We start from the raw sequence: 20,703 nt of genomic DNA on the forward strand, positions 1-20,703 counted from the left end.
CGGGTGGTCGTCAGCAGGCGGTGGCGAAGAACAGGTGCTGGCCTGCCACGGCCAGGGGTGATTCGAGCGAAGGAAGGACGAACCGCGGCACGAAGGCAGCGGCCAGGAGCTCCTCATTCCAGCCGGGCGCGTCGACGAACACCTGATCGGTCCCGGCGCGCCGGTCCTCGCTGCCGAGCGGCGGCGAGCCGGCCGCAGGAGACAGCAGGAACTGCATCGCCGTGAGGATCGCGCAGTTCTCTCGTGTGGAGTCCGTGAAGATGAGCCACCCGCCGGGAGCGAGCGCGCGGCGGATGCGGCGCAGCGTCCGACCCGTATGCGCGGCGTTGTGGAGGACATTGCCCGCGAGCACGACGTCCGCCGCGTGCGGCTCCACCCCCTGCGCCGTGAAATCGATGTTGATGTCGAGCACGGCAGTACGCATCCCGCGATGGCGGCCGAACCGCTCCTGCGCTGCGGCCGTGAACGCGCGCGCGATGTCGGTGAACAGGTAGTCGACCGGCGCGCCGTCGAGGGCCCGCAGCGCGGCTGTCGTGGTGAGCCCGGCGCCTCCGCCGAGCTCGAGCACGCGCAGCGGCCGGTGCCGCAGCTCCGCGCAGCGGCGCACGAGGTGAGCGCCGGCGGCGCTCAGGTAAGCGGTGAAGACGTTGTCCTGGTAGGCGGCGAGGGTGGAGAGGTCCTGCCGCTCGCGAAACAAGAGCTGCTGAATCGAGAGCTCGTCGCGCACGAGCGCGTGCAGGCGGAGCAGCGCGGCCTGGTGGACTTCCGCCATCGCGGGCGGGAAGCCGAGCGCGGCATACGCGTCGGGCAGGTCGGCGGCCGCGCCGGCGTCCCGCAGGGCCCGTCGCCACACGTACTTATCCGCCACGTTGCTGAGCACACCGTGGTCGCACAGCGCGGCGAGCCACCGCCGGACGAGCCATGCGTGCCGCGGCGCCGCGCCCAGCGCAGAGACGATCTCCTCCGCGGTGCGCGCTTCACCGCCCGGATGCACGCCGCCGCTCGCGACGAGCAGCTCCCCCAGGGCCCGCAGGCTGATCGCCTCGAGTCGCTGCATCGCCCCCGGCAGGTGCGCCAGGGCATCCCGCCCCGGCGCGGGCTCCAGCAGCCGAGTGAGCCTCAGCCCCGCCTCGTGTGTCTCGCCGGCCGTCGGCACGCCGGGCGCCTCACCGCCGGCGTCGTCGGCGGCGGCCTCCACGGCCGCTGCGGCCAGATCCGCGGCCGGGACGGCCTCCGCGTCGGCGCGCGCCGTCGCCGAGCCGAGCGCGGCGAGGACGTCGTGCCGGAGCCGGCACAGCGTGAGCTGAACCTGAGCCTCGCTGACGGCTGCGCCTGGGCTCTCAACGGCGTTGGCGAACGCCGTCAGCTCGCCGCGGGTCGCGCGCAGCCAGCTCACGGTCTCGCGCTCGGCCGGCGCGTCCGTCCCGCCGAGCAGCACGCCAGATCCCGTGGCGTGGGCGGTCCAGAGGACGTCGCCGTGAACCCCGGTCAACCTCAGCTCGCCGGCGTCGCTTCCCAGGGCGAGCTCGACGACCCTCTGCGCCTCTGTCGACACCTCGTTGCGCACGCGCAGGACGATGGGAACACCCGCGAGGCTGCCTCCGAGCACGACAAGCCCGCTCCCGAGCGGCATCGGCTCACGGATCTGCCAGGGGCGCAGGGCGCCGAGCGCGTCTCCCAGGAGGCGGAGCAGCGCCTGGATCGACGCTCTCGTGCACGTCGCCGCGACGTACCTGATCGGCGTGCGCGCGCGCAACACCTGCGCTGCGCCGAGGAACCGCCGGGATGCCGGCGTGGCAGAGGCGACCGCTGCCACCCGGAATGCGGCTCGTGAAAGGCGCGCTTGCCGCAGGCACGCGGCGAGCTCATCGTGCTCGAGCGGCGCCTCCGCCAGCACGGCGCTGCCCCGCCCCAGGAGGTCGACGGCGCGCTCGGTCACCGGCACGCCGTGCCCGGCCGCCGATACCCAGCAGCTCACGCCGGCGCCGAGGGGCGCCTGATCCGGCCGGGTCCAGAGCGCTATCCTGGCCTGATCGGCGAACCTCCGGGCGCCCTCGCTGTCGTCGGCGAGCTGGCCGATGAGGCGAAAGCGCCCATTCAAACGCTGGAGCGCGGTCAGGTGCAGAGGACCGAACCCGGCGCCGCACAGCACGAGAGGCATCCCGTCGGTCACAGGGAGCCCTCCTCGGTAGCGCCGAGCGCGTCGATCGACGTCTCCAGCAGATCGAGCGCTGTCACCGCGCCGCTCTCGCGAAGGCGACCGACCGTCGACAGGGGCTCGAGCGCCGCCGCGGCGAAGTGGCGCCCAGCGGGCACCTGGCCCTGGTCCACCGCCAGCGTGGTGAGCGCGGCCAGGGTCCCTGTGAGCTCGGCGTTGCGCCGTCCGCGCATCACCAGCGTGCGCGTGACCGGGGCGCCGTCTCGCAGGCCGTCGAGCTGCGCGACGAGAAGGACGTGAGGCTCGCGTCCAGCAAGGTCGAGCAAGCTGGCCCGGCATAACGCCGCGACCGCCTCGCGGCGTTCGAGGCTGCGCGCGCGGTCGAAGGCCGTGAGGATGTGCTGGCCGGTAATGACAGTATACCAGTCTCCGCGAGCGAGCCGGAGCGACGCCGCGAGCCGCTCCCCTTCGGTGTTGAGGTAAGGCAGCAAGGTCGCCGGACCGGGGAAGAACGGGACTTCCACGTTGCGCGTCCGGGTCAGCACCCCGGAGCGACGCCCCTCTCGCCATGCCGCGAGCGGCTCGCTCACCCCGTCCGTGGCGGCCTGGAGGTAGTCGTCCGCGGCGACCTGGGTGAAGCGGTCCAGCACGCCGAAATAGCTGCGCAGGCCGTGAACCTGGCTGAAAGCCCGCTGCGCCGCCCATCGCGGCAAGAGCGCGGTGAGGCCAGGCTGCAGCCCCGCCGAGAGCACGGCCACGCGCCCGCGGGTGCGGTACGCCTCGTCGTCGAGGAGCGCGAACAGCGCATCGTCGCCGGCGGCGTCCACGTAGTCGGCGCCGGCTTCCACGGCTGCCCTCGCCGCGCGGTCCGCGATGGCGTGAGATGGACCGGCGCAGTTGAGCACGATCCGACACCCACCGACGAAGCGACGCAACGACGCGTCGTCCCGAACATCGACCGCCTGGTGCTCGACCGCTCCCACGGACAGCTCGGTCGCGAAGCGGCGGGCCGCTTCGAGGTTTCGCCCGCCGATCCTCAGCGGCCCGAGGCCGAGCGCCACGAGCCGCCGGGCCGCTTCCGCGCCGACGTCGCCATAACCTCCCAAGATGCCGATCGTCATCCCGCAGCCTCCACCAGCCGCCATCCGTGGGCGCGGCGGCGCTCGTTCCAGAACGCCGTGTACCGCCCGTTGCGCGCCAACAGCTCTTGATGCGTCCCCGCCTCGACGATGCGGCCGCCGTCGAGCACGAGGATCTGATCCGCGGACACGATGGTCGGCAGCCGGTGCGCGATGACCAGCAGGGTCGACCGGTTCATCAATGTGCGCATCGCGCTCTGGATGTAGCGCTCGTTCTCCGGGTCGAGCGCCGCCGTCGCCTCGTCCAGCAGCACGATGGGAGCGTCCTTGAGCACGGCTCGGGCGACCGACACCCGCTGGCGCTCCCCGCCGGACAGCGACGCTCCGCCCTCGCCGACCCGGGTCTTCAGGCCCTGCGGGAGGCGCTCGATGATCTCCTCCACGCCCGCCAGACGGGCCGCCTCGCGCACCTCGGCGTCCGTGGCGTCCAGCCGGCCCACCCGGATGTTCGCCTCGAGCGTGTCATCGAACAGATAAACGTCCTGCATGACGAGCGACAGCTGCGTCATCAGGTCTTCCGTGGAGAGCTCGCGGACATCCACGCCGCCCACCCGCACCGAGCCCGCGTCGACATCGAAGAAGCGCGCGATCAGCCGTGTTATCGTGGTCTTCCCGGAGCCGGATGCCCCGATGATCGCCGTCATCGTCCTCGGCGCTATCCGGAAAGACACATCACGAAGCACGGGAGCGCCCGGCTGATAGCCGAACAGGGCATCGGAGAACTCGATCTCCCCCGGCGCCGCGACGGGCTTGGAGCGCTCCGGCTCGGGCAGCGGCGCCTCATCGAAGATGGCGGACAGCCGCTCCAGATCGTTGCCTGCCATCCGCAAGAGCCCGCTCCGCCCCGCGGCCTCGGCCAGCGGCCCCACGAACCTGGCGGCCAGCGCCAGCAGCGCGACGAGCTCGATCGGATCGATCGACCGATCGAGGGCGCGCACCACGCCGACCGCGATCAGCGCGGCGAACGCGAGCTGCACCGACAGCCCGCCCGCGAGCAACCTGGGGAAGGTCTGACGCAGCATCGACCCGCCCGCGGCGCGCTGCCCATCGATCGCCTCCTCCAGCGGCGCATAACCGCCCGTGGCCCGACCGAAGGCGCGCAGCACCTGCTGGTTGCGCGCGAACTCGACGACCCGGTTGCTGGCGAGCGCCCCCGCGGCGTCGACCTGCTCCTCGGTGCGGCCGATCCACGCCGACGACCAGCGGTGCGTCAGGTAGATCAGCGGCGTGCAGGCGATGGCCGTCAACCCGAGCTGCCAGTCGAAGAACAGCATGGCGACGGCGATCGTCGCGGGCGTCAGGATGCCGCTCACCACCGGGGTCAGGAGGTGGGCAAACACGTTGGTGACCATCATGGTGCCGCCCGTCGCGCTCCGTGAGAGACGGCCGACCTTCTCCGAGGAGAACCAGCCGATCGGCAGGCGGGCGACGTGGTTGCCGAGCCGGTCGTGCAGCGTGGTCAGGACGACCAGCGCGAGCGCGAAGCCCTTCATCGTCTGCTGGTAACGGGCGACGCACGTCACCGCGACGACCGCGGCCAGGAGGAGCAGCCAGCGCAGCGCCTCGCCCAGGTCCCCGCCGAGCAGCGCCTTGAGGACCGGGACGAGGAACGCCATCGCCACCCCCTGAACGACGGAGTAGACGATGAGCCAGCCGAAATAGACGTGCAGCGCCCTCGCGTGCTGCGGTCCCAGGATCTTGGTCAGTTGCCGGATCATGAGGCCACCCCCACCGCTGCGCCGGCAACCGCCATGTCGTTCTCGGCGTATGCACGCCACATCCTGGCGTAGAGCCCGTCCGCGGCGAGCAGCGCGGAGTGCGTGCCGCGCTCGCGCACGCGGCCCTCGTCGAGCACGACGATCTGGTCGACGCCGGTGATCGTCGCCAGCCGGTGGGCAATGACGATCACCGTGCGCCCGCGCGCGACCGCGGACAGCGCGTCCTGGATCTGCGCTTCTGACTCCGGATCCGCGTGCGCCGTCGCCTCGTCCAGGATCAGCACGGCGGTGTCCGCGAGCAGCGTGCGCGCGATGGACAGCCGCTGCGCCTCGCCGCCGGACAGGATGGCGTCCTCGCCGATCACGGACCGATATCCCCTGGGAAGCGCGACGAGCCGGTCATGGATCTGCGCGGCGCGCGCGGCTTCGACGACCTCTGCGTCGCTGGCCTCGGGCCGGCCGAGGCGCAGGTTGTCGGCGACCGTTCCATGCACCAGCTGGACGTCCTGCAGAACGAATCCGACGTTCCGGTAGAGCACGTCCGGCGCGATGTTTCGTATATCGACGCCGCCGAGCAGAACAGCGCCGCCGGTCACGTCATAAAACCTGGGCACCAGCTTTGCGAGAGTGGACTTCCCCGCGCCCGAGGTCCCGACGAGAGCTGTCACCGTGCCAGGCTTGCAAGCGAAGCTCACGTCGGAGAGCACGCTCCTCGAGCCGTCGTAGCTGAACGAGAGGTGATCGAACTGCACCCCCGCCCCGCGCGGCGCCTCTGGCGTCGTCGTGATGGGCAGCGACGGCTCGTCGAGCAGCGAGGACACGCGCTCCGCCGCCGCCACCGCCTTGCGCTGGGCCGTGAGCCCCTGGTTCAGCGTGAGCACCGTCTGCGGGATGACCACGGCGACGAGGGTCTCGGCGAGCAGGTCGATGGGGCTCACCCAGCCCTCTCGGATGAACCAGGCGCCGACCGTCAGGCTCACCAGCATGATCACGGGCACCGAGAGGGCCATCGAGGTCAGCGCCTCGAGCCGGAGCAGCGGCCGCACCCAGCCGGCATACCGGTCGCTGAAATCGCTGACGGCGCGCTGGTAGCTCTGGTGAGCGCGGCCCGTCTGGCCGAACGCCTTCACGACCGCGATGCCGTGCACGAACTCGACGATCGCGGCGCTCACCCTGGCGAAGCTCGCGTCGAGCTGCATCATCTTCTCGGCGAATCCCCGCATCATCCATGCGTAAGCGACGATGTAGATGGGCAGGGTGGCGATCGCGAGCAGCGCCAGCCGAACGTCCAGCCAGAACAGGTACAGGAGGCCGCCGAGCGGAAGGACGATCGCCGAGACGAGCTCGACATCGTGGTGCGCGACGAGGTGGTGCAGGTCCTCCAGGTCGTCCTGGACCGCTTTGCGGACCACCCCTGACGTCTTGTCGGAATACCACCCCAGCGGCACCTCACCCAGCTTGCGCACCAGCGCGCGCCGCAGGATGGCCTGAAGCCGGTGGTCCGCCAGGTGAGTCACCCACAGCGCGATTCCGGTGCATGTCCATCCGACGCCGAGGCCGACCACGATGGTCAGCGCGACCCAGGCCACCTTCGCGCTGTCGATCGGGCCTGACGCGACGAGGATCCGCGCGAGCTCGGCGATCCCGATAAACGGGACGAGCGTCGTCAGCGCCCCGACGCCGCCCAGGAAGATCCCGAGCCGCGACAGCCCTGCTATCGGGCGGCGCAGCTCGCGGAGCGCCCCGTCCTTCTGCTGATTCTCTCTCATGTGTGGCGCAACGATACCGCGAGGTGCTCGGCCACGACATTCACATGCGGCGGCTCGATGACGCTGAAATGGTTGCCCGGTACGTCGATCAGCTTGAACTCGCCGAGGCAGACGCCTTCCCAGAACGGCGCCGTCAGGTGCCCGACGCCCGCGGTGATGCCGAAGGATTGCTCCTCGTCGCACCGCAAGAACGTCATATCGCCGACGTACGGCTCGGGATCGAACCGCGCGGCGCGCATGCTATGCCTGCAGGTCCGGAACAGCGCCGGGATGAGCTCGGGTCCGACGGGCACCCCGGCCTGAGCGGCCGCCGCCTTCGCATAGCTGGCCAGGCGCTCGTCCTGGCTGCGCGCGGACTGCCTGCGCACCGCGGCGGCGACCGATTCCAGCCCGGGGTCTCCGCCAAGCCGGGCCATTGCGCCGGCTGGAATCTTGCGATTGTACTCGACCATCAGCTTCTCGATGGCGCGGTACACGTCGGCGCTGTCGACGTCGTCGCCGAAGACGGCCTTCACCGGATCCAGGTTCAAATTCGGGGCGAAGATCGCCTCGAAGGCGAGCTCCTCGTCGGTCTCGATGAACATCGGGATGCTGTCGACGAGCGCCAGGTCCACCGACATGCCGCGCTCGAGCAGCCGACGGGCCACCTCGGTGGCGAGCAGCCCGCCGAGGCAGTAGCCGATGAGCTGAAACCGCGTGAAGCCTTCATCGATGAGCCGCTGCGCGTAATCGTCGGACACGCGCGCGACGAGCTCCTTCGGGGGGATCGCGAGGTACAGCTCGGGGTCGGCGACGGCGAAGCCCAGGACGGGCCCCAGGTTCTGGGCGGCGAGCGCCCGCCCCAGGTGCTGGAAGTAATCCATGGTGCCCAGCGCCGCGTGGAACATCACGCGCGCAGGCCCGTCCCCGCCGCCGAACGAGAGGATCAACGAATTGCTGCCCTCGCGGCGCTGCGCGACCTGCGCGGTCTTGCCGCCGCTGGAGGACGCCTCCGCGCCCGGCCCAGCGCCGCCCGGCGCGTGCGCTGCGCCGTCTTGCCTGCGCAGCGCGCGCGCGAGCGCGTCGACCGTCGGCTCATTGAGCATCTGCCGCAGGAGCGTGTCGTAGGCGAACGGCGCCGCTTCCGGCACCTCCTCGCGCAGTCGACCTGCCACCCTGGCGAGGATCAGCGAGTCGGCGCCGCGGTCGTAGAAGTTCTCTCCCTTGCCGATCCGCGCGATGCCGAGCGCGCTCGCCCAGAGCGCACACAGCCGGCTCTCCAGCTCGTCCAGCGTCGCATCGGCCTCCTTCCCGGCGCTGTCGATGAACGCCGCGGGCCGCAGGGCGGCGAGCGCCTTGCGGTTGACCTTGCCGTTCGCCGTGAGCGGCAGCCGGTCGACGACCTGCAGATGAGCAGGCACCATGTGCGCTGGCAGCCGCTGCCCGAGGAAGCTCGTGAGCTCGTCGGTCCCGACCCGGGCCCGGTCGGTCTTGAAGCGCGCAGCGAACATGTGCATGCCATAGGCCGCCATCGGATGGTCGTCGTCCGGCAGGCGGAGCACCAGCTCACCGCCGCTCTTCGCGATCAGGCCTTGCCACTGCTCGGTGGACAGGAACTTGGTGGTGCCGCGTTCCCGGTCCGCGCCCGAGGGGTCCATCATGAAGCCCTGGGTGAGCAGGACGTGCGGGTGATCGGCGGTGGGCTCGGTGAACACGAGCCACCCCGACGGCCCGAGCAGCTCCACCGCGGCCGCCACCGCGGCCTCGACGTTGCGGGTGCTGTTCAGCATTCCGGCGCACAGCACGACGTCCGCGGAGTTCGGCAGCAGGCCCTGGGCGCGGTAATCCTCGTTCAGATCGAGCTGCCCGAATCGGACCCACGGGCGCTCCCGGAACCGCTCGCGCGCGTCGGCCAGGAAGAAGGCTGTCAGGTCCGTGAACAGGTAGTCGACGTCATGGCCGTCGAGCATCGGGAGGACCACGCCGGTGGTGGCCCCCGTGCCGGCGCCGATCTCGATCACCCGCAGGGGGGCGCCGTCCGTATGCGCGGCGGCGATCCGGTACAGGAGCGCCGCGATCGCATGGTTGTTGTAACGCGCGATCGCGTCGTCGCGGTACACCGAGAGCGCCACGTCGTGCTTCCCTTGCGGGAACAGCAGCTCGAACGGGTTCTGCTGGTTCTCGAGCAAGGCGTGCAGCCGCTCCACGTGCGCTCTGTGGTACTGAACGAACTCGGGCGTACACAGCCCGGACGGCGACGAAAGCTCCTCGAACCGCCGCCAGGCGTCGTGGACCGCCGCCGCGTCGGCGGCCCTGCGCTGCGCGTAACGGCGGCTCTCCTCGTGGTACGTGAGCCATCCCGCCTCCGAAAGGAGCCCCAGCCAGCGGCGAACGAGCCAGTGATGGCGGTCGTGGACGCGCGCCTCGCGCAGGATCTCCTCGGCCGAGTGCGTGTCGCGCGGACCGGCGAAGAGCCCGCGCTCGGAGAACGCGTTCATCATGGACGCGAACGAGGCGTCGCGCAGCGCTCGGGTCGCCTCGGCCACCTGGGCCGCGGTCACGCCGCGGACCTCCTTGTCGGCGAACTGCCGCGCCGCAGACACGACACGGGCCTGCGACGTGGCCAGATCCTCGTCCGCAGGCGCGCTGCGCCGCGCGAGCTCGACAAAGCCGAGCAGCGCGCGATCCGTGGAGTCCTTGCCGGCCGCCACGGCCGCGGCGGCGCCGACCGCCGGATGCGCGAGCAGCGCGGCCTCGATCTCGCCGAGCTCGATCCGGTGCCCGCGAATCTTGACCTGGCTGTCCTCGCGTCCGAGGAACTCGATGGATCCGCCGGGGAGATAGCGCCCGAGATCTCCGGTCCTGTAGAGGCGCTGTCCATCGACGGGATGGTTGAAGAAGCGCGCTGCCGTGAGCTCCGGATCGCCCAGGTACCCCGCCGCAAGGCCGTGCCCGGTGATGTACAGCTCTCCAGGGACCCACACCGGCGCGTCGCGGAGCGACTCGTCGAGGACGCGGAAGCCCTGGTTGGCGAGCGGCACCCCGTAGGGGATGCTCGTCCAGGCCGGGTCGACGCGGTCGATGCGATGGTAATTCGACCAGATGGCCGCCTCGGTCGCGCCCCCGAGCCCGATGAGCGTCAGGTCAGGAATGAACCGGCGGATCTGGTCCGGCAGCGTGACGGGGATCCAGTCGCCGGACAGCAGCGCCATGCGCAACGAGCGAATCGCGACCGGCTCCGTCTGCAGGTAGCTCGCCAGCATCTGAAGCTGCGCAGGCACGGAGTTCCACAGGGTCACCTCATGCTTCACGAGGAGATCCGCCCAGTGGGAGGGATCGGCGCCGCGGTCGGGGTCCGGGAGGACGAGCGTCCCGCCGAGGGCGAGGGTTCCGAAGATGTCGTACACGGACAGGTCGAAGCCGAGCTGGGCGAGGCCCAGCACCCGGTCCGATCCGGTCACCCCGAAGCGACGGTTGATGTCGTCGATCGTGTTCAGCGCCGCCCGGTGGGTGATCATGACCCCCTTCGGGTCACCCGTGGAGCCGGAGGTGTAGATCACGTACGCCAGCGCGTCGGGGTCGCCCACCGGCGCTTCGGGGAAGGTCTGCGCAGGCGCCAGCGTGTCCACGTCGATCACGCGCAGGCCGTCCGGCAGCTTGGCCGCCGCGGAGATCCACGACTGGGTCAGGACCTGTCGCACCGCCGCGTTCGACAGCACCTTCTCGATGCGCAGCCGTGGCTGCGTGGCGTCCAGCGGCAGGTAGGCCCCGCCGGCGAGAAGCACGCCCAGCACCGCGACGACCTGCTCGATCCCCTTGTTCATGACGACGGCGACGCGATCGCCCGCGGTACAGCCGCCGTCCCGCAGCGCCTGCGCGACGGACGCCGCCCTCATCGCGAGGTCGCGGTACGTCAAGCTGCCCGCGTGGCCGATCACCGCCACCGCGCCGGGGTCGCGGGCGGCCTGCTCCAGGAACCCTCGGTGCAAGAGGGAATCCGGCAGCGGACAGCCTGTCTGATTGACCCGCTCTCGCTCCTGCGCCTGCCATCCGGGCAACGCGACCGGCTCGACGGCTTCCCACGCCTCGGGGCGCTCCGCGAGATCCTCCAGCAGCCGCTGCAGCGCGCCGAACATGTCGTCGATGAGGCCGTCCGGGAAGATGCCCTGACGCACGTCCCAGTTGACCTCGAGCCCGTCGGCGTCATCCATGACCTGACAATCGAGGTAGACCTGCGGGGTCTGCGTGATGCCATGACCGAAGCGCCGGCCGCTCGTGGGTCGTCGCCGCGAACCGAGGCCGATGGCGCTGGTGAAGACGACCGGCATCAGCGCGGCCTCCCGCCCGCGCCGGCGGGTCATCTCGCGCAGCACCTCGACCCCCGTGAACAGCCGGTGGTCGAGATCGGCGAACATCTGATCGCCGAGCCGCGCAGCCCATTCCTTGAAGCTGCGCCCGGACGCCGCCTGCACGTCCATGAGGCTGACCGACGTGAAGTCTCCGACGATCCGGTCGACGTGCGGGTGCAGCGGCAGGCGGTTGAGCAGCGTGAGGTTGAGGCTGAACCGTTGACGGCGGCTCCAGCGCTGCAGCACCGCCGCATAGGCGCCCAGCACGGCGATCGAGGCCGTGAGACCTCGCTCGCCGGCGCGCTGCCGGAGGCGCTCCCAGCGCTCGGCGGACAGGCGGCCGTGGTGGCGGCGGAAGCGCACGGGCCCGGCTTCCGCGGCCGGTGGAAGCGTCGGGAGCTCGGGCGCGGGGGGCAGATCGTTGACGCGCGAGAGCCAGTACTGGCGGTCACGCTGATAACGCCCGGTCTCGCGCAGCCGCCGCTCCGCGAAGATGTAATCGCGAAAGCGGAGGTCCAGCGGTCGCAGCTCGTCGCTGCGTCCGGCGAGGATGAGATCGAGCTCCTCGAAGAAGATCCCGGCGCTCGCCCAGTCGGCGATCAGCGAGTCGAGCGAGAAGTGCACGACGTCGCCGCCGCTGGTGCGGGTATGCCGCAGCTCGAACAGCGGCCACGCGGTGGTCTCGTACATCCGGTGGTCCATCTCGGCGCGGATGCCGCATAGCGCGCGCTCCACCTCGGCGGCGGACGCGCCGCGGAGGTCCGTCGACTGGATGCGGTACCGAGGCACCGTGGGCAGGACGCGCTGGTAGCCGTCCTGCTCGATGACGGCGCGCAGCATCTCATGCCGCTCGATCAGCAGGTTCCAGGCGTCGGCGAGGCGCGCGGGATCGAGCTCTGGATACGTCACCTCCAGGTACCCGTGGCAGGCGACGCCGCCGTAACCGAAGGAGCTCTGGCGCCCCAGCAGGTAGGCCGTCTGCACGTCGGTGAGCGGGAACGGCTCATGACGCGCCTGCTCGTCCGCGGCGACGACCACCCCCTGGTTCGCTGCCAGAAAATCGATGATCTGCGCCTTGTGCGTGCGCAGCACCGTCATCTTGTCTTCCGTGAGCAAACCTTTGGGCGCACGGAACCGGAGCTGCCCCGATTCCGTCCACAGATCGACACCCAGCGTCTTCAGCTCTTCGATGATCCCGGCAACGGGCATGGACGTAAGCTCCTGTAGCTTGTGGACGACAAGCGTCACATCAGACGATGAACTCTCCGGCGAAGCGCTCTCCCGCGCGCCGGCTCCGGCGCGCCACCGCGGCGGACGCCGCTAGAGCACGCCCTCCTCGATCTCCTGGCGGGCCTCCTGCTCGGCGGCGAGCGCCGCTGCGACCTCGCGCAGCGTCGGTCCGTTGAACAGGCGCCTCAGCGGCAACATGATGGCGTGGCGCTGATTCACGGCCTCGATGAAGCGCGTCGCGAGCAGGCTGTCGCCGCCCAGCTGGAAGAAGCTCTGATGGCGGCCGACGCTGGCGACGGCCAGGAGCTCGCTCCAGAGCGCCGCGACGGCATGCTCCCATTCACCCTGCGGGGGCTCGACCTCCCGGGCGTCGGGCTCGGCTTCCGCCGAGATCAGCCTGACGATCTCGGCATGGTTGACCTTGCCGTTCGCGCTGAGCGGCAGCTGGGCCAGCACCACGATCCTCTCTGGCACCATGTGAATCGGCAAGCTCAGGGTGACATGGTCGCGCAGCTGCTCCGCGCTGAGCTCCGCGGCAGCGGGGACCACGGCGGCGGCGAGGCGCCCGGAGGCCGCCACGGCCACCGCGTTCCGCACGCCGGGGTGCGACCTCAGAGCGGCTTCCACCTCGCCGAGCTCGATGCGATGCCCGCGGATCTTGACCTGGGTGTCGGTGCGGCCGAGGAACTCCAGCGCGCCGTCAGGCCAGTAACGCCCGACGTCGCCCGTGCGATACCACCGCGCGCCGTCTCCTACGAACTTGCGAGCCGTCAGATCCGGCGCGGCGCAGTAACCGCGCGCCACCCCGAGACCGCCGATCCACAGCTCGCCCGGCACCCAGTCCGGACAGTCGCGGCCATGCGCGTCCACCACGCGGAAGAGCTGGTTGCGCAAGGGATAGCCGTAGGGGATCGAACGCCACGACGGCTGGACCCCATCCACCTCGAAGAAGTTGGACCAGATCGAGGCCTCGGTGGCGCCGCCGAGCGCGATGAACCGACATCCCGGCCGCTGCGCGGCGAGCCGCGCGGGCAGATCCGTCCTGATCCAGTCGCCCGAGACGAGCGCCAGGCGGAGGGCGCCCGGGGGCTCCGCCGCGCTGCTGACGATGAGCAGCATGTCGAGCAAGGTCGGAACGCTGTTCCAGATCGTCACCTCGTGCCGACACACCAGCTCGTGCCAGCGCCTCGCATCGCGCCGCGATTCCTCCTCGACCAAGACCAGCGAGCCGCCAGCGGACAGCAGACCGAAGATATCGTAGACGGACAGATCGAAATCCAGCGCAGACACGGCCAGGACGCGGTCTTCCGGGCCGACGCCGAAGCGTTGATTGATGTCCAGCACCGTGTTCAGCGCGGCGCGATGGGTGATTTCAACGCCCTTCGGCTCGCCGGTCGATCCGGAGGTGAAGATGATGTACGCCAGCTGCTCTGCGTCGATCGCCGCCGGGCTCGGCGCGGGCGCGGACGCCATCGCCTGTCCGAACACACACGGACGAACGCCCTCGGGCCAGCACCTCGGCTCCGGGCCGGTGACGACGACCCGGACCCCTGCCTGTCCCAGCATCCGGTCGCGGCGCGCGTCGGGTTGATCCACCCCGACCGGCAGGTAGGCGGCTCCGGCCGCCAGCACGCCCAGCACCGCGGCGATCTGATCGGGCCCCTTGGGCAGGTTCACGGCGACGACATCGCCTGTCGCCACGCCTTGCTCGGCCAGCGCCGCCGAGAGGCGCAGCGCGCGCGACGCGAGCTCGCCATAGCGCATCACGTCGGCCTCGCCCCAGCGCAATGCGATCCGCTGCGGCTGCTCGCGCGCCAGGTCGAAGAACGCGCGGTGCAGGCTTTGCCGTGGGCTCTCTCCGGCGGTCGCGTTGACGAGCGCGCGCACGCGCCGCTGCGGCTCGGGCAGGAGATCGGGCACGGGCAGGTGCCACTCGGAGCTGCTCAGCCAGCTCAGCTCGCGCAGGTACGCGTCGAACATCGTGGCGATAAGGCCCGCCGGGAACAGGTCCTCGACCACGTCCCAGTTCAGGGCGATGCCGCCATCGGCCTCGATCACCTGATGGTCGAGCCACACCTGCGGGGTCTGCGTCAGGCCCCACACCTGCTTCCTGAAAGGGCCGCTCGCCGGCGCAGCGGTGCCGCCGGGGACGCCGAGGGCGCTCGTGAACACCACCGGCATGGTCAGGCTCGGCGCGCCGCTCAGCCTTCCCAGCTCGCGAACGAGCGAGATGCTCGAGACGTCGCGATGGTCGAGCGCGTCGCCCAGCTCCTGCTGGACGCGCCGGGCGCGCGTCACCCAGCTCTCGCCGGCGGCGGGCCGGTATCCGATCAACGTGAGCGACGTGAAATCGCCCATGACCGTGTGGATGTCGGGATGCACCTCGCGGCGATCGAAGAGCGTCAGGTTGAGCGTGAGGTCGGGGCGGCTGCACCAGCGGCTGAGCACCTCGGCGAACGCCGTGAGCAGGACCGTGGACGGCGTGACGCCGTGCTCGCCTGCGCGCTCGACGATGCGGCGCCATCGGCTCGCGTCGACGCTGCCCTCGTGGCGCGTGAAGCGCGGGCGCCCCACCTCGGCCGGATCTCTGGCGAGCGGCAGCTGCGGCGCCGGCGGCAGCTCTGGCAGCTTCTTCGCCCAGTACGCCCGCGCGGCGGCGAGCGCCTCCGATCCCGGCGTGCACGTCAGCACGTAGTCGCGGAAGGACAGCCCGACCGGCGGCAAAGCAGCGTCGGGAGCCTCGTAGAGCGCGGTGAGCTCCGAGTAGAAAGTGAGGATGCTGAGCGCGTCGAGGATGAGGTTGTCGAGGCTGATACCGAGGCGCGTCCGGTTGCCCGACCGCACCGCCCGCATGCCGAACAGCGGCCAGCGGGTCGGATCGAAGACCCAGTGTGAGCAGTCGCGCCGCAGCGCCTCGTACGCCTGAGCCGGGTCCTCGCCGGCGTCGACGACCTCTATCGTGAACCGCGGCACGTCCGCGAGGATGCGCTGCTGGCCCTGCTCATCGAAGACGGCGCGCAACATCTCGTGCCGCCGCACCAGGACGTTGACGGCCGCCTCCAGCCGCGACACGTCGAGATCGACGACGTCGTACTCGCGGTAGAACTGGCAGGCGACGCCCCCGAGCGTGAAGCTCTCGTCACGACCCAGCCAGTAGGCCCGCTGCACCTCGGTCGGCGGAAAGGGCTGATGGCGGTTCTCCGGATCGGCGACCAGGGCCGGCAGCGCCGGAGCGCCCGCGCCGAGCGACAACGTGGCAGCGAACTCGGCCAGCGTCGGACGGGCGAACAGATCGGCCAGCTTGACGCCGTCGAGGCCGACCTCGCGCAGCCGGCGCACGAGGCGTGTCGCCAGGAGGGAGTCGCCGCCCGCGGAGAAGAAGTTGTCCTCGCGGCCCACCTCCGGCACCTTCAGCAGCTCGGCCCACACCCCGGCGACCCGGCGTTCCACCTCGCCGACCGGCGCGGTCACGGTCGCCTTGGCCTGAAGGGCCATGGTGTTCACCGCTCGCTGCAAGGCTTTGCGATCGATCTTGCCGTTGGGCGTGAGCGGCAAGCTCCTGCAGCGCCACAGGTGATCCGGCACCATCACGGCGGGGAGGCGGTTCACCAGGAACTCGCGCAGATCCGCGAGCTCCGGCGGCGGTTGCCGCAGATCGATGATCTCGCCTGCCTCGGGCACATCGATCCTCGGATCATCCGAGGTGATGGCCACATAGAGCCCGCGATCACCCAGCACCGCGACAGCCTGGCTGACGCCGGGATAACCTCCGACCGCGGCCTCGATCTCGCCGAGCTCGATGCGGTGCCCGCGCAGCTTCACCTGGAAGTCCGCGCGCCCGAGGAACTCCACGCTGCCGTCGGCCCAGTAACGCGCGCGGTCCCCGGTGCGGTACCAGCGCGTCCCGTCCGCCTGGAGAAACTTGTTCGCCGTTTTCTCTCGGTCGCCACGATAGCCGCGCGCCACGCCGGCGCCGCCGATCCACAGCTCGCCCGGGACGAAGTCCGGACAGTCGCGCCCCAGAGGATCGACGACGCGCAGCTGCACGTTGCCGAGGGGCTTGCCGTACGGCACCGACTTCCAGTGCGGAGGCACCTCGGTGACCTCGCAGATCGTGGAGTGGATGGCTGTCTCGGTGGTGCCGCCCAGCGCGATGAAGCGGCAGCGCGGAGCGCGCTGAGCGAGGCGGCCCGGCAGATCGAGGGTCACCCAGTCGCCGCCCAGGAGCACCGCGCGGAGCGGCAGCGGACCGGGACCGTCGCCGGCCGCAGCGAGCGTGATATCGAGCAGGGCCGGCACGCAGTTGAGGACGGTCACGCGATGGCGGCGCAGCAGCTCGACCCAGACCGCTGCGTCGCGACGCGCCGACTCCTCGACGCAGACCACGGCGCCGCCGGCCGACAGCGGCGCGAAGATGTCGTACACCGACAGATCGAACTCCAGCGCGGACAGGGCGAGCGTCCGGTCGGCCGCGCCCAGCGAAAGGCGCTGGTTCAGATCATCGATGGTGTTCATCGCTGCGGCGTGCGTGATCTCCACGCCTTTCGGCTCGCCCGTCGAACCCGAGGTGAACAGGATGTAGGCGAGATCCGAGTCCTCGCCGGCCAGCGGCTCCGCCAGCGAGGCCTGCCCCTCCGGGACGTCATCGAGCACGAGGGCGGCGCCGGCAGCGTCGAGGATGCGCTGACGGCGCAGCGCGGGTTGATCCACGCTGATCGGAAGGTACGTGGCGCCGGCGGCCAGCACGCCAAGCACGGCGACGATCTGGCTCGGCCCCTTGGGCAGCTGGATCGCCACCACGTCGCCTGCGCTCACGCCGTGCTCGCGGAGGTAGCCCGCCACGCGCAGCGCGCGCTGCCGGAGCTCCCCGTACGAGACCCTGCCGCCTTCGCCCCACAGGAGAGCAGGCGCCTCCGGCTGTCGCTTCGCGAGCTCGAAGAAGCCGTCGTGAAGGCGCTTGCCCGAGACGGCCGTCCTTGTCGCGTTCGCGGCGACGCGCACCTTCAGCTGCTCTCCCGGGAGCAGCGCGGGCACAGGCTGCCGCCAGGCTTCCTCATACGCCAGCAGGCGCTCCAGCAGGCGGCCGTGCGCGTCGAACATCGCGTCCAGCACGCCCGGCGCAAACGCGTCTTCACGCGCATCCAGGTTGACCAGCAGGCCGCCGTCGAGCTCCGTGACCTGCGCATCCAGCCACACCTGCGGCCCCTGGGAGATGATCCAGGACGCCGTCCCGAAGCGCTGCTTCACCACCTCCGGGAACAGCTCGCCCAGGCCGAGCGCGCTCGTGTACACGACAGGCGCCAGCACCTGCTCGCCTCGCTGCCGGGAAAGGTCGCGCAGCACCTCGACGCCCGAATAACCCACGTGCTCCGCGTCCGCGTGGAACTGGGCCTGCAGGCGCTGCGCGCGTTCAGCGAAGGTGCCGGGCGCCGCGCCATCCCATGCCAGGAGCACCGAGGAGGTGAAGTCGCCCACCAGCATCCCGACGTCCGGGTGCAAGGGCTCTCGGTCGAACATCGGCAGGTTCATCAAGAACCGCGGCTCCGCGCTCCAGGCGGTCAGCGTCTCCGCGAACACCGCCGCCATCGCCATGGCCGGCGTGAGGCCGTGGCGCGCCGCAAGAGACGCGAAGGCGCGCACCTGCTCCGGAGCGAGCCAGCGATGGCGCCGCACAACCGTCGTGGCGCCCACGTTCACGTGGTAGGGAGCGGCGGGCAGCTCCGGCGCGGCGGGAAGGTCGCTCAAGCGAGCTTGCCAGTACGCTCGGTCGGCGTTCTGCGACCGCTGGCCCTTGACGCTCGCGCGGCGGGCCTCGCGTTCCGCGAGGTAGCGCGGATAGCTCGTGTTGATCGGAGGCAGCGGCTGCGAGCCGGCATAGAGGTGCGCCAGGTCGGCCAGCAGCACCCGCAGGCTGAGCGCGTCGGCGGCCACCATGTCCAGGTTCACATGCAGGCGCGTGCCGCCCGCGCGGATCGCGTCCGGCAGGAGCGAGATCTGGACATCGAACACCTCGCCGGCAGCCAGATCCAGCGTCCGATGCGACAGCGTCCGGCGCAGCTCGGCGAGCGCCTCTTGCGCCGCCTCGGCCGACAGGGCGCGCAGATCGTGGACTTTCAGCCCACGTCCGCGGCTGTCGGGCAGGATCTGCTGGCGGCCATCGCTCAGGATCTGCACGCGCAACATGCCGTGCCGCGCGAGCAGCTCCCGCACGGCAGATTCCAGCCGCGCGGGGTCGACCCGCTCGCCATCGAACTCGTTGTAGAAATGCGCGGCGACGCCGCCCAGCTGCTGGCCTTGCTCGCGGCCGACCCAGTACGCGTGCTGCATCAGCGCGAGCTCGAAGGGCGCCGCCTCGTCGATGGTGGCCGCGGCGGGCGAACGCTCGTCGCGTTCGCCCTTGCTACAGCTTCGCTCCCCTATCAGCGCCTTCCAGGCGGACACCCGCGGGTTCGCCGCGAGCTCGGCGAAGTCGACCTCGATGCCTTGCCGCCGCCACCTGCCGGCGAGGCGCATCATCGTGATCGAGTCCATCCCGAGCTCGATCAGGTTGCTGTCTTCACGGACGGTCTCGGCCACCACGCCGAGCACGCTCGCGACCGTCTCCCTCAGATCCGAAGAGGCGACTTCGTCGTGCATTCGCTGTGTCTGTTCGTGCATTGGCTGACTCGTGAAAAGGCAAGCTCAGGTCCGGAGCACCCTGTCCGCTGCGTCACACCGGCTAGCTGGCGAACTCCGACGGCACCAGGTGGCGCGCCACGCTCTGGAGCTTCTCGCAGGTCTCCTCCAGCTCTCGCTCGGGCGTCGACTCCGCGACGATCCCGGCGCCCGCGCGCAGCCAGACGCTGCTCCCCCGCTGGAAGATCGTCCGCAGCACCAGCGCCGCATCCATCGCGCCGTCGTGATCCAGCGTCAGGACCGCGCCCGAGTAGAGGCCCCGGCTCTCCGCTTCGTGCCTCCGGATCCAGTCGACAGCCTCCCTCTTCGGGATCCCGGACGCGGTGATGGCGGGGAACAGCACCTGGAACGCCGTCCAGGCCGTGTTGCCCGTCTCGAGCATGCCCGAGAGCCGCGAGGCGAGGTGCTGAACGGTCCCGCGGCGGGATATCGCCATGAACTCGTTCACGGTCACGCTCCCGTGCTTGCAGACGCGGCTGAGCTCCTCGAACGCCAGCTTCACGGACATCGCGTGCTCCGCCAGCTCCTTCGAATTGCTGAGCAACTCGGCCCGCAAGCGCGCGTTTTCATCGTCGTCCGAGACGAGCGCCCGGGTCCCGGCGAGCGGCTGCGTCATCACCTGCCCTTCGGCGGTCACCTCGAGCACGGTCTCCGGGCTGAATCCGGCGAACTTCAGGTCGCGGCAGTTGACGACGAACGATCGGGCCGGGGTGTTCTGTCGCCGCCCGGCGACGTACGTCGCGATGAGATCGACCGGCGCGGCGACCGGGACGACGCGCGACGCGATGACCTTGTGGAGCTTGCGCGCCGCGATCTCGTTCGTCGCCGCGGCCACCAGCTCCTTGTACTTCGCCGCGCCGGTCGTCTCGAGCAGCCTCGCGGGGAGCACCTCCGGCAACGGGACGGGGGGGAGGCCGGCGACGTCGCTCATCCCGCGCGCATGGCGCCGGCTCGAGGACGCGAGGACGTCCACCATCCGCTCGAGCTCGTCCGAGGTCAGCGCTCGAACCAGCGCCGTGCCGCGCTGGAGGCGGATCTCGACCTCCGGGATGGTCAGGTGAAGCAGGGGCTCCGTGCCGAGGTTCGCCTCGATGCCGTGCAGCAGGTACGCGAACTCGAACGAAGCCGTGCCGTACGCGCGCCAGCCACGGAGCGGGATCGACGCGAGCGCCGCCTCGACCGCGGCGAGGCAGTCCCCGGGACAGCTGTGCTTTCCTGTCGCGTCGACGCGGTGCACGCCGTGTACGTCTGCAGTGAGCTCGAAGGCCGCGCCGAGGGCGACGCTCCACTCGCCGTCGCGCTCGTACACGAAGTACGTCGCGTGCGAGCCCGACCTGGCGAGCGCCGCCGCGAGGTCGATGGGGTCTGCGCCGATCGAGACGCGGCGCTCGAAGTAGTGCCGTTGATGAGAGATGTTCATGCTCGCCCCGCACGTGAGTGATGCCGTCCCGGGCTGCCTGCGCCTCGATCTCTTCGAGGGGAGCGAAGGATGGCACATCCACCCTGTCGCCCCGCATCGCTTCTGTTGTATTTACACAAAAGTTGCTTTTGCAACATAGGTCACCTCTGGTACGAGAGGCCGCAACCGAGACGTGAGGAGCAGGAGGAGCACGTGAGCTCTTCAGCCCACGCCCCGCTCGCTACGGGCAGTGTTCCAGGCGCGAGCCACGGTCGCGCCCCCGCTTC

7 protein-coding genes are annotated in these 20,703 nt (G+C 70.7%); all 7 read right to left on the reverse strand.

The genetic code is table 11. The annotated features are described in order from the left end of the window. Positions 1-10: 10 nt before the first annotated feature. The 7 genes from WME95_RS40720 to WME95_RS40750 all read right to left on the reverse strand — a co-directional run bounded on the left by WME95_RS40720 (position 11) and on the right by WME95_RS40750 (position 20,437). On the reverse strand, positions 11-2,173 hold the full coding sequence (locus WME95_RS40720; RefSeq protein WP_437904650.1) for a methyltransferase: 2,163 nt from the start codon (positions 2,171-2,173) through the stop codon (positions 11-13). After that, entirely contained in the window at positions 2,170-3,279 is a 1,110-nt protein-coding gene (locus WME95_RS40725) for a saccharopine dehydrogenase NADP-binding domain-containing protein (protein WP_437904651.1), read from the reverse strand. Before WME95_RS40725 ends, WME95_RS40720 begins: the two co-directional genes overlap by 4 nt. Next, positions 3,276-5,015 (reverse strand): ABC transporter ATP-binding protein, encoded by a 1,740-nt coding sequence (locus tag WME95_RS40730; protein WP_437904652.1) that lies wholly within the window; start codon positions 5,013-5,015, stop codon positions 3,276-3,278. The genes WME95_RS40725 and WME95_RS40730 overlap by 4 nt, the downstream gene beginning before the upstream one ends. Then, positions 5,012-6,784 carry an ABC transporter ATP-binding protein gene (locus tag WME95_RS40735; protein ID WP_437904653.1) on the reverse strand — a complete coding sequence of 591 codons (1,773 nt, stop codon included), beginning with the start codon at positions 6,782-6,784 and terminating at the stop codon, positions 5,012-5,014. Before WME95_RS40735 ends, WME95_RS40730 begins: the two co-directional genes overlap by 4 nt. Next, positions 6,781-12,321, reverse strand: a complete 5,541-nt coding sequence (locus WME95_RS40740; RefSeq protein ID WP_437904654.1) for an amino acid adenylation domain-containing protein — start codon at positions 12,319-12,321, stop codon at positions 6,781-6,783. Before WME95_RS40740 ends, WME95_RS40735 begins: the two co-directional genes overlap by 4 nt. A 111-nt stretch (positions 12,322-12,432) precedes the next feature. After that, complete coding sequence (locus tag WME95_RS40745) at positions 12,433-18,978, reverse strand: amino acid adenylation domain-containing protein (protein WP_437904655.1); 6,546 nt, start codon at positions 18,976-18,978, stop codon at positions 12,433-12,435. An 82-nt stretch (positions 18,979-19,060) separates the two neighbouring features. Continuing rightward, positions 19,061-20,437: a salicylate synthase gene (locus WME95_RS40750; RefSeq protein WP_437904656.1), complete on the reverse strand. Its 1,377-nt coding sequence runs from the start codon at positions 20,435-20,437 to the stop codon at positions 19,061-19,063. Positions 20,438-20,703: the final 266 nt, after the last annotated feature.

Origin of the sequence: Sorangium sp. So ce327 (assembly GCF_051530205.1) — a bacterium.
GTDB lineage: Bacteria > Myxococcota_A > Polyangia > Polyangiales > Polyangiaceae > Sorangium > Sorangium cellulosum_B.

Bases quoted from the DNA above. Each gene is read 5' to 3' on its own strand.
- WME95_RS40725 (WP_437904651.1), bottom strand. From the start codon at position 3,279: ATGACGATCGGCATCTTGGGAGGTTATGGCGACGTCGGCGCGGAAGCG.
- WME95_RS40730 (WP_437904652.1), bottom strand. From the start codon at position 5,015: ATGATCCGGCAACTGACCAAGATCCTGGGACCGCAGCACGCGAGGGCG.
- WME95_RS40750 (WP_437904656.1), bottom strand. From the start codon at position 20,437: ATGAACATCTCTCATCAACGGCACTACTTCGAGCGCCGCGTCTCGATC.
- WME95_RS40745 (WP_437904655.1), bottom strand. From the start codon at position 18,978: ATGCACGACGAAGTCGCCTCTTCGGATCTGAGGGAGACGGTCGCGAGC.
- WME95_RS40735 (WP_437904653.1), bottom strand. From the start codon at position 6,784: ATGAGAGAGAATCAGCAGAAGGACGGGGCGCTCCGCGAGCTGCGCCGC.
- WME95_RS40740 (WP_437904654.1), bottom strand. From the start codon at position 12,321: ATGCCCGTTGCCGGGATCATCGAAGAGCTGAAGACGCTGGGTGTCGAT.